The following is a 13,613-nucleotide window of genomic DNA, read 5'->3' on the forward strand; positions in this document are numbered from 1 at the left end:
GCGATGTTCCGCCGCACCTTCTGGTTCAGCACGGGCGTCGCCGCCGGTGTCTGGGCCACCACCAAGGTCAACCGCAAGCTGAGGCAGCTGACCCCCGAGAGCCTCGCCGCGACCGCGGCCGACAAGGCCCTCGAGACGGGAGCACGCCTCAAGGACCGCGCGGTGGGTTTCGCGCTCGACGTCCGCGACAACATGGCCCGGCGGGAGGCCGAGCTGGGGGAGGCGCTGGGGATCCACGAGAACCCGGCACTGCCCGCCCCCAGGCGTCACCCCGCCATCGAGAACCGCACCGACCCGCAGCACCGCACCAATCCGCAGCACCGCACCAACCCGAAGTACATCGAGAACACGACGTACTCGAACGACCGGAATGAGGACCACTGATGGAGTCGGCCGAGATCCGCCGCCGCTGGCTGAGCTTCTACGAGGAGCGCGGGCACACCGTCGTCCCTTCGGCGTCGCTCATCGCGGACGACCCGACTCTGCTCCTGGTCCCCGCCGGCATGGTCCCGTTCAAGCCGTACTTCCTCGGTGAGGTCAAGCCGCCGTGGGCGCGCGCCACCAGCGTGCAGAAGTGCGTACGCACGCCCGACATCGAAGAGGTCGGCAAGACCACCCGCCACGGCACGTTCTTCCAGATGTGCGGCAACTTCTCCTTCGGCGACTACTTCAAGGAAGGCGCCATCAAGTACGCCTGGGAGCTGCTCACCAGCCCCCAGGACAAGGGCGGTTACGGCCTGGACCCGGAGCGGCTCTGGATCACCGTCTACAAGGACGACGACGAGGCCGAGAGGCTGTGGCACGAGGTCGTCGGCGTGCCCAAGGAGCGCATCCAGCGCCTCGGCATGAAGGACAACTACTGGTCCATGGGCGTCCCCGGCCCGTGCGGCCCGTGTTCCGAGATCAACTACGACCGCGGTCCCGACTTCGGCGTCGAGGGCGGTCCCGCCGTCAACGACGAGCGGTACGTGGAGATCTGGAACCTCGTCTTCATGCAGTACGAGCGCGGGGAGGGCATCGGCAAGGACAACTTCGAGATCCTCGGCGAGCTGCCCAGCAAGAACATCGACACGGGCCTCGGCCTGGAGCGCCTCGCCATGATTCTGCAGGGCGTGCAGAACATGTACGAGATCGACACCTCCATGGCCGTCATCAGGAAGGCCACCGAGCTGACCGGCGTCGCGTACGGCGAGGCCCACGACTCGGACGTCTCGCTGCGCGTGGTCACCGACCACATGCGCACCTCCGTGATGCTCATCGGCGACGGCGTCACCCCGGGCAACGAGGGCCGCGGCTACGTGCTGCGCCGCATCATGCGCCGCGCCATCCGCAACATGCGTCTCCTCGGCGCCACCGGCCTCGTCGTCAAGGACCTCATCGACACGGTCATCGAGATGATGGGTCAGCAGTACCCGGAGCTCATCACCGACCGCGAGCGCATCGAGAAGGTCGCCCTCGCCGAGGAGAACGCCTTCGTCAAGACGCTGAAGGCCGGCACCAACATTCTCGACACGGCCATCACCGAGGCCAAGGCCGCCGGCGGCCGTGTCCTCGCCGGCGACAAGGCCTTCCTGCTCCACGACACCTGGGGCTTCCCGATCGACCTCACCCTGGAGATGGCCGCCGAACAGGGGCTGTCCGTGGACGAGGACGGCTTCCGCCGTCTGATGAAGGAACAGCGGGACAAGGCCAAGGCCGACGCCCAGGCCAAGAAGACCGGGCACGCCGGTGTGGGCGCCTACCGCGAGATCGCCGACAAGGCCGGCGAGACCGACTTCATCGGTTACTCCGACACCGAGGGCGAGTCGACGATCGTCGGCATCCTCGTCGACGGCGTCTCCTCGCCGGCCGCCACCGAGGGCGACGAGGTCGAGATCGTCCTCGACCGCACCCCGTTCTACGCCGAGGGCGGCGGCCAGATCGGCGACACCGGCCGGATCAAGGTCGACACCGGCGCCGTCGTCGAGATCCGCGACACCCAGAAGCCGGTTCCCGGCGTGTACGTGCACAAGGGCGTCGTCCAGTTCGGCGAGGTGACGGTCGGAGCCAAGGCCCACGCCTCGATCGACGGCCGCCGCCGTACGGCCATCGCCCGCGCCCACTCGGCCACCCACCTCACCCACCAGGCGCTGCGCGACGCCCTCGGCCCGACGGCCGCCCAGGCCGGTTCCGAGAACCAGCCCGGCCGCTTCCGCTTCGACTTCGGTTCCCCCTCCGCCGTCCCGACGGCCGTGATGACCGACGTCGAGCAGAAGATCAACGAGGTGCTCGCCCGCGATCTGGACGTCCAGGCCGAGGTCATGGGCATCGACGAGGCCAAGAAGCAGGGCGCCATCGCCGAGTTCGGCGAGAAGTACGGCGAGCGCGTCCGGGTCGTCACCATCGGGGACTTCTCCAAGGAGCTGTGCGGTGGCACGCATGTGCACAACACCGCCCAGCTGGGTCTGGTGAAGCTGCTCGGCGAGTCGTCGATCGGCTCGGGCGTGCGGCGCATCGAGGCCCTCGTCGGCGTCGACGCCTACAACTTCCTGGCTCGTGAGCACACGGTCGTCGCCCAGCTCCAGGAGCTGATCAAGGGACGTCCGGAGGAGCTCTTGGAGAAGGTCTCCGCCATGCTCGGCAAGCTGAAGGACGCCGAGAAGGAGATCGAGAAGTTCCGCGCCGAGAAGGTTTTGCAGGCCGCCGCCGGTCTCGTGGAGTCCGCCAAGGACGTCCGCGGGATCGCCGTGGTCACCGGTCAGGTCCCGGACGGGACCACGCCGGACGACCTGCGCAGGCTGGTCCTCGACGTGCGCGGCCGCATCCAGGGCGGCCGGGCCGCCGTGGTCGCCCTGTTCACGGTCAACAACGGCAAGCCGCTGACCGTCATCGCCACCAACGAGGCCGCGCGTGAGCGTGGACTCAAGGCCGGCGAGCTCGTCCGCGCGGCGGCCAAGACCCTCGGCGGCGGCGGTGGCGGCAAGCCGGACGTGGCCCAGGGCGGCGGCCAGAACCCGGCCGCGGTCGGCGACGCCGTCGACGCCGTCGAGCGGCTCGTGACGGAAACGGCGAAGTGAGCGGTCCCATGCGCAAGGGCCGTCGACTCGCGATCGACGTAGGGGACGCCCGGATCGGGGTCGCCTCGTGCGACCCCGACGGGATCCTCGCCACTCCGGTGGAGACGGTCCCCGGCCGGGACCTGCCGGCGGCCTACCGGAGGCTCGGACAACTGGTCGAGGAGTACGAGCCGATCGAGATCGTGGTGGGTCTTCCTCGTTCCCTCAAGGGGGGCGAGGGCCCGGCCGCGGTCAAGGTGCGCGGTTTCGCACAGGAACTGGCGAACAAAATCGCGCCCGTATCCGTACGTCTGGTGGACGAGCGGATGACGACCGTGACGGCCAGTCAGGGACTGCGGGCATCGGGGGTGAGGTCGAAGAAGGGCAGATCGGTCATCGACCAGGCAGCCGCTGTGATCATTCTTCAGCAGGCGCTGGAATCCGAACGGGTGTCAGGTAAAGCACCGGGCGAGGGCGTCGAAGTGGTCATCTGATCGCGATACGGTAACGTTCCGCGCGATGCGGGGCTGTTCGAACAGTCGCCGCACAGAGAGAGGCGGAACGGTGACGGGCTCGCGAAGGCTTCGTGTCCACCGCCTCGCGGCTCTAGGGGATCGATGACTGAGTATGGCCGGGGCCCCGGCTCCGAACCGTGGCATCCGGAGGACCCGTTGTACGGGGACGGCGGATGGGAAGGGCAGCAGGCCCAGCCGGGTCATCAGCCTGCCTACGGCGGCCAGCAGCACCCCCACTACCCGCAGGGTCAGCAGCCGCAGGGGTACCAGTCGCAGCCCCAGGGGTACGGCGACTGGGGCCAGGGCCAGGGACAGGCGCAGCAGTACGACCCGCAGTACCAGGGCTACGACCAGCAGCAGTACACGGGTCAGGACCAGCAGTACGCCCAGCAGGACCAGCAGCAGTACGGCCACCAGAACCAGCAGCCCTATCACGAGGGGTACCAGGAGGGCGGCTGGGACGGCACGGGCACCCACGCCCACGTCCCGTACGCGGCCGACCCCGGCGATCCCTACGGTCAGCAGGCCGCGGCCTACGGTGCCCAGCAGCCCGACTTCTACGGCACCCCGGACGCGTATCCGCCGCCGGAGCCGCCCAACCGGCGGCAGGCGCCGGAGCCCGAACCGGAGGCGGCCACGCCGGAACCGGAGCCCGGGCAGAAGACCGACTGGGATCCCGGTCCCGACCAGGGCGAGCACGCCTTCTTCGCGGGCGGCGCGGGCCAGGACGACGAGAACGAGGACGACGGCGACGAACCGGAGGGGCGCGGGGAACGGCGGGGACGCGGCGGGAAAGGCGCCAAGGGGCCGAAAGGGGCCAAGGGCAAGAAGAGCCGTAACGGCTTCGCCTGCCTGATCGTCGTCCTGGTGTTCACCGGCGGTCTCGGCGGAGTGGCCTACTTCGGCTACCAGTTCTACCAGAATCGTTACGGCGCGGCCCCGGACTTCGCGGGCGACGGCTCCGGCACTGCCGTGACCGTCGAGATTCCCAAAGGCGCGGGCGGATACGACATCGGCCGCATTCTGAAAGCGGCGGGCGTCGTGGAGAGCGTCGACGCCTTCGTCTCGGCGCAACAGGGGAATCCCAAGGGGAAAACGATTCAGGACGGCGTCTACACGTTGCAGAAACGTATGTCTGCGGCGAGTGCGGTCGAACTGCTGCTCAGTCCGAAGAGCCGTAGCAACCTCGTGATCGCCGAGGGGCTGCGCAACTCCGCGGTCTACGCCCTGATCGACAAACGTCTCGACGTGGCGGCGGGGACCACCGCGGGGGTCGCCAAGAAGTCGTACAAGACGCTCGGCCTGCCCGCCTGGGCGCTCAACCGGCCCGATCTGAAGGACCCGCTGGAAGGATTCCTCTATCCGTCCAGCTACGCGGTCTCCAAGGGGCAGAAGCCCGATGCCGTCCTGAAGAAGATGGTCACCCGGGCCGCCGAGAAGTACGAGCAGTTCGACCTGGCCAAGAAGGCCTCCGCGGTGGGCCTCGACGGTCCGTGGGAACTGCTCACCGTGGCGAGCCTGGTGCAGGCGGAGGGCACGAGTCACGACGACTTCCGCAAAATGGCCGAGGTGGTCTACAACCGCCTCAAGCCCGGAAACCCGCAGACCTACGGCGCGCTGGAGTTCGACTCCACGTACAACTACGTGAAGAACCAGAGCAAGATCGACCTGACGATCGCCGAATTGCGTAATTACGACAACCCGTACAACACGTATCACGAGAAGGGCCTGCCTCCGGGCCCCATCGACAATCCCGGTGACGACGCGCTGAAGGGTGCGCTCAACCCGACGCACGACGGCTGGTACTACTTCCTCTCGACGGACGGCAAGAGCAGCAAGTTCACGAAGACGCTCGCCGAGCACGAGAAGCTGGTCAAGGCGTGGAATGCGAGCAAGGGCAAGAGCTGACGTCCCTTCCGGGTACGCGCAGGGTTCGACGACATGACAACGGCGGGCGTCGGGCGGGTGGTCGGCTGCTCTCGCCACCCGTCCGGGGCGGTGCGCCGTGAAGGCTCAAGGACTGGTTTCCATGGCAGCAGCAAAAGCAACCGACGCCCGCCGGGCCGCGGTGCTCGGCAGCCCCATCGCCCACTCCCTCTCCCCGGCGCTGCACCGCGCCGCGTACGAGGCGCTGGAGCTGACCGGCTGGACGTACGACCGCTTCGACGTCGACGAGGAGGCTCTGCCCGCCTTCGTCGACGCACTCGGCCCCGAGTGGGCCGGGCTCTCGCTGACCATGCCGCTGAAGCGGGCGGTCATCCCGCTGCTCGACGAGATCACCGAGACGGCGGCCTCCGTCGAGGCGGTCAACACCCTCGTCCTCACCGAGGACGGCCGCCGGGTCGGCGACAACACCGACATCCCCGGCATGGTCGCGGCCCTGCACGAGCGCGGCGTGGAGCAGGTCGACTCGGCCGCGGTCCTCGGCGCGGGCGCCACCGCGTCGTCCGCGCTGGCCGCCCTGTCCCGGGTCTGCACCGGCGAGATCGTCGCCTACGTCCGCAGCGAGGCCCGCGCCGCCGAGATGCGGCAGTGGGGCGCACGGCTCGACGTCGACGTCCGGATCGCCGACTGGGCGGACGCCGCCGACGCCCTGCGCTTCCCGCTGGTCGTCGCGACCACCCCGGCCGGGGCCACCGACGCCCTGGCGGCTTCGGTGCCCGAACGCCCGGCCACCCTCTTCGACGTGCTCTACGACCCCTGGCCGACCGAGCTGGCCGCCCGCTGGTCCATGTTCGGCGGCGCCGTCGTCAGCGGCCTCGACCTGCTCGTGCACCAGGCCGTGCTCCAGGTGGAGCAGATGACCGGCCGGGCGCCGGCGCCCGTGGAGGTCATGCGTACGGCCGGTGAACACGCGCTGAGCGCCCGGCGGCAGTCGCCCTGACCGGCTCGGCCCGTCCACGCGGTCCGTGCCGGTGACGCCTCGCGGCAGGCCGCGCGCCGACGCCGCCCGACGTCCTGTCCCGCAGCGCGCTCGACCGCCGCGACGCCGTCCCGTCCGGTTGGTGGACCGACGGCCGGGTCCGCGCCCCGGACGTGGGAGGATCGAAGACGGCGGGCCAGGGCCGCGCACCCGGTCACGCCGACGACGTACGCGACGGACGCGCGTGCGCAGAGCAGTACCAGGGCGCGAGCACTGAGGAGCATCGTTGAGCAGGCTGCGTTGGCTGACCGCGGGGGAGTCCCACGGTCCCGCACTTGTCGCGACGCTGGAGGGCCTTCCCGCCGGCGTGCCGATCACCACGGAGATGGTCGCCGACCACCTCGCGCGGCGGCGGCTCGGCTACGGGCGTGGTGCGCGCATGAAGTTCGAGCGCGACGAGGTCGCCTTCCTCGGCGGTGTCCGGCACGGCCTGACCATGGGCTCGCCGGTGGCCGTCATGGTGGGCAACACGGAGTGGCCGAAGTGGGAGCAGGTCATGGCGGCCGACCCGGTCGACCCGGAGATCCTCGCCGGCCTCGCCCGCAACGCCCCGCTCACCCGCCCGCGCCCCGGCCACGCCGACCTCGCCGGGATGCAGAAGTACGGCTTCGACGAGGCGCGGCCGATCCTGGAGCGAGCCTCCGCGCGGGAGACGGCCGCCCGGGTCGCGCTCGGCGCGGTGGCCCGGTCGTACCTGAAGGAGACGGCCGGCATCGAGATCGTGTCGCACGTCGTCGAGCTGGCCGCCGCGAAGGCGCCCTACGGCGTGTACCCGACCCCCGCCGACGTCGAGAAGCTGGACGCGGACCCGGTGCGCTGCCTGGACGCGGACGCCTCGAAGGCGATGGTCGCGGAGATCGACCAGGCCCACAAGGACGGCGACACCCTCGGCGGCGTCGTCGAGGTACTGGCGTACGACGTCCCGGTTGGCCTCGGTTCGCACGTGCACTGGGACCGCCGGCTGGACGCCCGCCTGGCCGCCGCGCTGATGGGCATCCAGGCGATCAAGGGCGTCGAGGTCGGTGACGGCTTCGACCTCGCGCGCGTGCCCGGTTCGAAGGCGCACGACGAGATCCTCGCCACCGGCGACGGGATCAGGCGCGCCTCCGGCCGCTCCGGCGGCACCGAGGGCGGGCTGACCACCGGCGAGCTGCTGCGCGTGCGCGCGGCGATGAAGCCGATCGCGACCGTGCCGCGGGCCCTGCAGACGGTGGACGTCGCCACGGGTGAGGCGACGCAGGCGCACCACCAGCGCTCCGACGTGTGCGCGGTGCCGGCCGCCGGGATCGTCGCCGAGGCGATGGTCGCGCTGGTGCTGGCGGACGCGGTGGCGGAGAAGTTCGGCGGCGACAGCGTCCCCGAGACCCGCCGCAACGTGCGGTCGTACCTCGACAACCTGCACATCCGATGAGCGGGCCGCTGGTCGTCCTGGTCGGGCCCATGGGCGTCGGCAAGTCCACCGTCGGGCAGCTGCTCGCCGAACGGCTCGGCGTCGGCTACCGGGACACCGACGACGACATCGTCGCCGAGCAGGACCGCAGCATCGCGGAGATCTTCGTCGACGAGGGCGAGGAGGCGTTCCGCGCGATCGAGAAGCTCGCCGTGCGGGGCGCGCTCGGCGAGCACGACGGCGTCCTGGCGCTCGGCGGCGGCGCGATCCTGGACGCCGACACCCGCGGCCTGCTGGCCGGGCGGCGCGTGGTCTACCTGGCCATGGACGTGGAGGAAGCCGTCAAGCGCACCGGGCTGAACGTGGCGCGTCCACTGCTCGCGGTGAACCCGCGCAAGCAGTGGCGCGAGCTGATGGACGCCCGCCGTCCGTTCTACGAGAGCGTGGCCACGGTGGTGGTCGCGACGGACGGCCGTACGCCCGAAGAGGTCGCACAGATCGCCCTGGACGCTTTGGAGTTGAAGGAAGCATGAGCAGCGAGTCAGTGACCCGGATCCGGGTCGGCGGCAGCGCGGGCACCGACCCGTACGAGGTCCTGATCGGCCGTCGGCTGCTGGGCGAGCTCGGCGGGCTGATCGGCGACCGGGTCAAGCGGGTCGCGGTGATCCACCCCGAGGCGCTGGCCGAGACCGGGGACGCGCTGCGCGCCGATCTCGCCGGGCAGGGCTTCGAGGCCGTCGCCATCCAGGTGCCGAACGCGGAGGAGGCGAAGACCGCCGAGGTCGCCGCCTACTGCTGGAAGGCGCTGGGTCAGTCCGGCTTCACCCGCTCGGACGTCGTGGTGGGCGTCGGCGGCGGCGCGACCACGGACCTCGCCGGGTTCGTCGCCGCGACCTGGCTGCGCGGGGTGCGCTGGATCGCCGTCCCGACGACCGTGCTCGCCATGGTCGACGCGGCCGTCGGCGGCAAGACCGGCATCAACACCGCCGAGGGCAAGAACCTCGTCGGCTCCTTCCACCCGCCGGCCGGGGTGCTGTGCGACCTGGCGGCGCTGGACTCCCTCCCGGTCAACGACTACGTCTCCGGGCTCGCCGAGATCATCAAGGCCGGATTCATCGCCGACCCGGTGATCCTCGAGCTGATCGAGTCCGACCCCGAGGCGGCCCGCACCCCGGCGGGCCCGCACACCGCGGAGCTCATCGAACGCTCCATCAGGGTCAAGGCGGACGTGGTCTCCTCGGACCTGAAGGAGTCGGGCCTGCGGGAGATCCTCAACTACGGCCACACCCTCGCGCACGCCATCGAGAAGAACGAGCGCTACAAGTGGCGGCACGGTGCGGCGGTCTCGGTAGGCATGCACTTCGCCGCGGAACTGGGGCGCCTCGCCGGCCGGCTGGACGACGCGACGGCCGACCGCCACCGCACGGTCCTGCAGTCGGTGGGTCTGCCGCTGCACTACCGCCACGACCAGTGGCCCAAGCTGCTGGAGACCATGAAGGTCGACAAGAAGTCCCGCGGTGACCTGCTGCGGTTCATCGTCCTCGACGGCCTGGCCCGGCCCACCGTCCTCGAGGGTCCCGACCCGGCTGTCCTGCTCGCCGCGTACGGCGAGGTGGGCGAGTAGGACCGCCGGACGGCCGGGTAGGTCCGCCCGGATCCGCTTCCGCCCGATTCGCCGTCCACACCGGGCACTTCGGACCGTCCCCGGCCGTTCACCGAACGACAGCCGGGGGCGATACCGTTCGGAAGGGCATCTCCCACGCCCTTTAGGCTGTGGGGAGAACCGGGGGTCCGCGCCCCCACGACCAGCGCCCATTGCCTGTACGAGACGGAGTGGCACCGGATGCAGCACGCAGTGGGTTCTCCGCTGCCGCCGCCCCACCAGCCGGGGCACGGTCCGGCCGCTGGCTGGCCGCCGGCCGCACATCACCCGGGACCGCACCAGCCGGGCAGTGCCCATCCACCGCAGCCCGGTCACCCCGGGGTCCCCTCGGGCCCGGTCCCGCCGGCCCCCCGGCCGCCGGTGCCGCCCGTGCCGCACCCGCCCGCCCCGCAGCACGCCCCGGCACCGCCGGCCCCCGACGTCACCGGGCATGTGCCGCTGCCCCCGGGTGGACCGGTACCCATGCCCAGCGCGCCACCCGCTCCGATCGTCCCCGACCCTTCGGCGACCACCCTCGCGGTGCTGCTGATCGGTCCGGCCGGCGCCGGCAAGACCAGCGTCGCCAAGTTCTGGGCCGATCACCGCCGGGTGCCGACCGCCCACGTCAGCCTCGACGACGTGCGCGAATGGGTCCGCTCGGGCTTCGCCGACCCGCAGTCCGGGTGGAACGACCACTCCGAGGCCCAGTACCGCCTGGCCCGCCGCACCTGCGGCTTCGCCGCGCGCAATTTCCTGGCCAACGGCATCTCGTGCATCCTGGACGACGCGATCTTCCCCGACCGCCCGGCCGTCGGCCTCGGAGGCTGGAAGCGGCATGTGGGCCCCGGCCTGCTGCCCGTCGTCCTGCTGCCCGGTCTGGAAGTCGTCCTGGAGCGCAACGCCGAGCGCTCCGGGAACCGCCGCCTCACCGACGAGGAGGTGGCCCGGATCCACGGCCGCATGGCCGGCTGGTACGGCTCCGGCCTCCCGATCATCGACAACTCCCAGCTGGACGTCCCCACCACGGCGAGGGTCCTGGACGACGTCCTGGCGCGGGCGATCGCCAGCCCGCCGAAGTGGTAGCGGACCGGGCACAGGGCCGCTGAGGGGCGTCCCGTCCCCCGAACGCCTCTCCAACCGGCGTGATCCGGCCGACGCTCCTAGGCTCGACTCATGTCAGAGGTCTACGCGTCCCGCCGAACCCGCCTGCGCGAGCGCTGCAACGCGGCCGGAAGCGCGGCTGCGCTCGTCTCCCGCCCGGCCAATGTGAGGTACCTCGCGGGCGCCGCCCCGCGGGGCGCCGTCCTGCTGCTCGGCCGGACCGAGGATCTCCTCGTCTGCTCCGGGCCGCCCGAGGACCGCCCGGGTGAGGGCCGGCCGGACGAGTCGCTGCGGGTCCACGGCCTGCCCCACGCCGGCGGGGATCCGGCGGTGGCCGCCGCCGACCTGCTCACGGCCCAGGGCGGCGACTCCCTGGCGCTCGAGGAACATCACCTGACGGTGGTCCGCCACCGCGAGCTGCGCTCCGTGGCGCCCCGGTTGCGCCTCGCCGACCTGGGCTGCGCGGTCGAACAGCTCAGAGTGGTGAAGGACGAGGAGGAGATCTCCTGTCTGCGGATCGGCGCCGAGATCGCCGACCAGGCGCTGGGGGAGCTGCTGGAGTCGATCCTGGTCGGGCGCACCGAGCGCCACCTCGCCCTCGAACTGGAACGGCGCCTCGTCGACCACGGAGCCGACGGGCCGGCCTTCTTCACCTCCGTCGCCACCGGACCGCACTCCGGACGCCGCGGCCACCGGCCCACCGACCGACGCGTCGAGGAGGGCGACTTCCTCTCGGTCTGCCTGGGCGCGGCCTACCGCGGCTACCGCTGCGAGATCGGCCGCACCTTCGTGATCGGCACGTCCCCCGCCGGCTGGCAGATCGAGCTGTACGACCTCGTCTTCGCCGCTCAGCGGGCCGGACGGGAGTCCCTGGCGCCGGGCGTCGCCTGCCGTGACGTGGACCGGGCGGCACGCCAGATCCTGGACTCCGCGGGGTATGCCGAAGGCCTTCCGGCGCTCACCGGGCACGGAGTCGGACTGGAAATCGAAGAGGACCCGCAGTTGACCCCCGCGGCCATGGGTAAACTGGACGCTTGCGTGCCGGTCACCGTCGAACCCGGGGTACACCTCCCGGGCCGGGGCGGCGTCCGGATCGATGACACGCTCGTCGTACGCCCCGAGGCGGACGGCGGACCCGAGCTACTCACCATCACGACCAAGGAGCTGCTCGCGCTGTAGGAGTGCGTGCCCCGGGGTCGTCGTCAGTCCAGGAGATTCCGCAACCGTGGCTTCCACGAACGACCTCAAGAACGGCCTGGTGCTCAAGCTGGAAGGCGGGCAGCTCTGGTCCGTCGTCGAGTTCCAGCACGTCAAGCCCGGCAAGGGCCCCGCATTCGTGCGCACCAAGCTCAAGAACGTGCTTTCCGGCAAGGTCGTCGACAAGACGTTCAACGCCGGCGTCAAGGTCGAGACCGCCACTGTCGACAAGCGCGACATGCAGTTCTCGTACATGGACGGCGAGTACTTCGTCTTCATGGACATGGAGACCTACGACCAGCTCATGGTCGACCGCAAGGCCGTCGGAGACGCGGCCAACTTCCTGATCGAGGGCTTCACGGCCACCGTCGCGCAGCACGAGGGCGAGGTGCTCTTCGTGGAGCTGCCGGCCGCCGTCGAGCTCGTGGTGCAGGAGACCGAGCCGGGCCTGCAGGGCGACCGCTCCACCGGCGGCACCAAGCCCGCCACCCTGGAGACCGGTCACCAGATCCAGGTCCCGCTCTTCATCACCACCGGTGAGAAGATCAAGGTCGACACCCGCACCAGCGACTACCTCGGCCGGGTGAACAGCTAACCGTGGCTGCCCGCAACACGGCCCGCAAGCGCGCCTTCCAGATCCTCTTCGAGGGCGACCAGCGCGGAGTCGACGTCCTGACGGTCCTCGCGGACTGGATCCGGCTCTCCCGGGCCGACACCCGGCAGCCGCCGGTCAGCGAGTACACCATGCAGCTGGTCGAGGGCTACGCGGAGCACGCGCGGCGCATCGACGAGCTGATCGCCCAGTACGCGGTCGGCTGGACGCTCGACCGGATGCCGGTCGTCGACCGCAACCTCCTGCGTCTCGGCGCCTACGAGCTCATCTGGGCCGACGAGACCCCGGACGCGGTCGTCCTCGACGAGGCGGTGCAGCTGGCGAAGGAGTTCTCCACGGACGAGTCGCCCTCGTTCGTCAACGGTCTGCTCGGCAGACTGAAGGAGCTCAAGCCGTCGCTGCGCCGGACCGGCGAATAGGTCCACGGGCGCCCCGCGGGCCCCACGGGGCCTGCGGGGCGCCTGTGGCTCGCCGCGCGGCCTCCCGCGTCCTCGCCGGGGGTCGCAGGGGTGCGCACACGCCGGAGGGCCCACAGCGCAGGCTGTGGGCCCTCCGGCGCGGTACGAACCAAGTCGGGGCGGCCGGAACCATCAGGTTCCGGCCACCCCGGCGGCACGTTTCTGCAGAGCTCTGTGGGCCCGCTGGGGCCTCAGCCCTCCTCGTGGGCGACCGCGCGCCGGGCGTCCGCGTCCAGCACGCCCCAGTTGATCAGCTGCTCGGTGAGGACCGAGGGCGACTGGTCGTAGATGACGGCGAGGGTGCGCAGGTCGTCCTGGCGGATCGACAGCACCTTGCCGTTGTAGTCACCGCGCTGGGACTGGATCGTGGCCGCGTAGCGCTGCAGCGGGCCGGCCTTCTCGACGGGCACGTGGGCCAGCCGCTCCAGGTCCAGGACCAGCTTCGGCGGGGGCTCGGCCGCTCCGCCCGGGGTGGTGCCCGGCAGTAGTTCCTGCACGGGAACGCCGTAGAAATCCGCCAGCTCGGCGAGACGCTGCACGGTCACGGCGCGGTCGCCGCGCTCGTACGAACCGACCACGACCGCCTTCCACCGTCCCTGGGACTTCTCCTCGACCCCGTGGAGGGAAAGGCCCTGCTGGGTGCGGATGGCCCGGAGCTTGGCCCCGAGCTGCTTGGCGTATTCGCTGGACATATAGCTCCCGGCAATGGGTCGACGCGGCGCGAGCCGCGTGCTGGTAA

At 71.0% G+C, this 13,613-nt stretch carries 13 protein-coding genes; 12 read left to right on the forward strand and 1 reads right to left on the reverse strand.

Features of this window, described 5'->3' with window-relative positions; translation table 11 throughout:
* Nucleotides 1-3 precede the first annotated feature (3 nt).
* The 12 genes from C6376_RS21900 to nusB all read left to right on the forward strand — a co-directional run bounded on the left by C6376_RS21900 (nucleotide 4) and on the right by nusB (nucleotide 12,835).
* Nucleotides 4-384, forward strand: coding sequence for a hypothetical protein (locus C6376_RS21900; protein ID WP_107444988.1), 381 nt, complete (start codon nucleotides 4-6; stop codon nucleotides 382-384).
* Entirely contained in the window at nucleotides 384-3,056 is a 2,673-nt protein-coding gene (gene alaS / locus C6376_RS21905) for an alanine--tRNA ligase (RefSeq protein ID WP_107444989.1), read from the forward strand. The genes C6376_RS21900 and alaS overlap by 1 nt, the downstream gene beginning before the upstream one ends.
* 8 nt (nucleotides 3,057-3,064) lie before the next feature.
* Complete coding sequence (ruvX, locus tag C6376_RS21910; protein ID WP_107444990.1) at nucleotides 3,065-3,529, forward strand: Holliday junction resolvase RuvX; 465 nt, start codon at nucleotides 3,065-3,067, stop codon at nucleotides 3,527-3,529.
* A gap of 123 nt (nucleotides 3,530-3,652) precedes the next feature.
* Nucleotides 3,653-5,458 (forward strand): endolytic transglycosylase MltG, encoded by a 1,806-nt coding sequence (gene mltG / locus C6376_RS21920; protein WP_107444991.1) that lies wholly within the window; start codon nucleotides 3,653-3,655, stop codon nucleotides 5,456-5,458.
* A gap of 121 nt (nucleotides 5,459-5,579) precedes the next feature.
* Nucleotides 5,580-6,434, forward strand: coding sequence for a shikimate dehydrogenase (locus C6376_RS21925; protein WP_107444992.1), 855 nt, complete (start codon nucleotides 5,580-5,582; stop codon nucleotides 6,432-6,434).
* A 265-nt stretch (nucleotides 6,435-6,699) separates the two neighbouring features.
* Nucleotides 6,700-7,884, forward strand: coding sequence for a chorismate synthase (aroC, locus tag C6376_RS21930; protein ID WP_107444993.1), 1,185 nt, complete (start codon nucleotides 6,700-6,702; stop codon nucleotides 7,882-7,884).
* Entirely contained in the window at nucleotides 7,881-8,396 is a 516-nt protein-coding gene (locus C6376_RS21935; protein ID WP_107444994.1) for a shikimate kinase, read from the forward strand. Before aroC ends, C6376_RS21935 begins: the two co-directional genes overlap by 4 nt.
* On the forward strand, nucleotides 8,393-9,487 hold the full coding sequence (aroB, locus tag C6376_RS21940; protein ID WP_107444995.1) for a 3-dehydroquinate synthase: 1,095 nt from the start codon (nucleotides 8,393-8,395) through the stop codon (nucleotides 9,485-9,487). The genes C6376_RS21935 and aroB overlap by 4 nt, the downstream gene beginning before the upstream one ends.
* A 219-nt stretch (nucleotides 9,488-9,706) precedes the next feature.
* On the forward strand, nucleotides 9,707-10,588 hold the full coding sequence (locus C6376_RS21945; protein WP_107444996.1) for a Pro-rich N-terminal domain-containing protein: 882 nt from the start codon (nucleotides 9,707-9,709) through the stop codon (nucleotides 10,586-10,588).
* A gap of 90 nt (nucleotides 10,589-10,678) precedes the next feature.
* Nucleotides 10,679-11,785, forward strand: a complete 1,107-nt coding sequence (locus C6376_RS21950; RefSeq protein ID WP_107444997.1) for an aminopeptidase P family protein — start codon at nucleotides 10,679-10,681, stop codon at nucleotides 11,783-11,785.
* Nucleotides 11,786-11,831: 46 nt separating this feature from the next.
* A complete protein-coding gene (efp, locus tag C6376_RS21955; protein WP_020117452.1) occupies nucleotides 11,832-12,398 on the forward strand; it encodes an elongation factor P in 567 nt (188 codons plus the stop codon).
* A 2-nt stretch (nucleotides 12,399-12,400) separates the two neighbouring features.
* Nucleotides 12,401-12,835: a transcription antitermination factor NusB gene (nusB, locus tag C6376_RS21960; protein WP_107444998.1), complete on the forward strand. Its 435-nt coding sequence runs from the start codon at nucleotides 12,401-12,403 to the stop codon at nucleotides 12,833-12,835.
* A gap of 230 nt (nucleotides 12,836-13,065) precedes the next feature.
* Here the strand turns inward: nusB and bldD are convergent, their stop codons facing one another.
* Entirely contained in the window at nucleotides 13,066-13,566 is a 501-nt protein-coding gene (gene bldD, locus C6376_RS21965) for a transcriptional regulator BldD (protein ID WP_107444999.1), read from the reverse strand.
* Nucleotides 13,567-13,613: the final 47 nt, after the last annotated feature.

It is taken from the genome of Streptomyces sp. P3 (genome assembly GCF_003032475.1).
Lineage (GTDB): Bacteria > Actinomycetota > Actinomycetes > Streptomycetales > Streptomycetaceae > Streptomyces.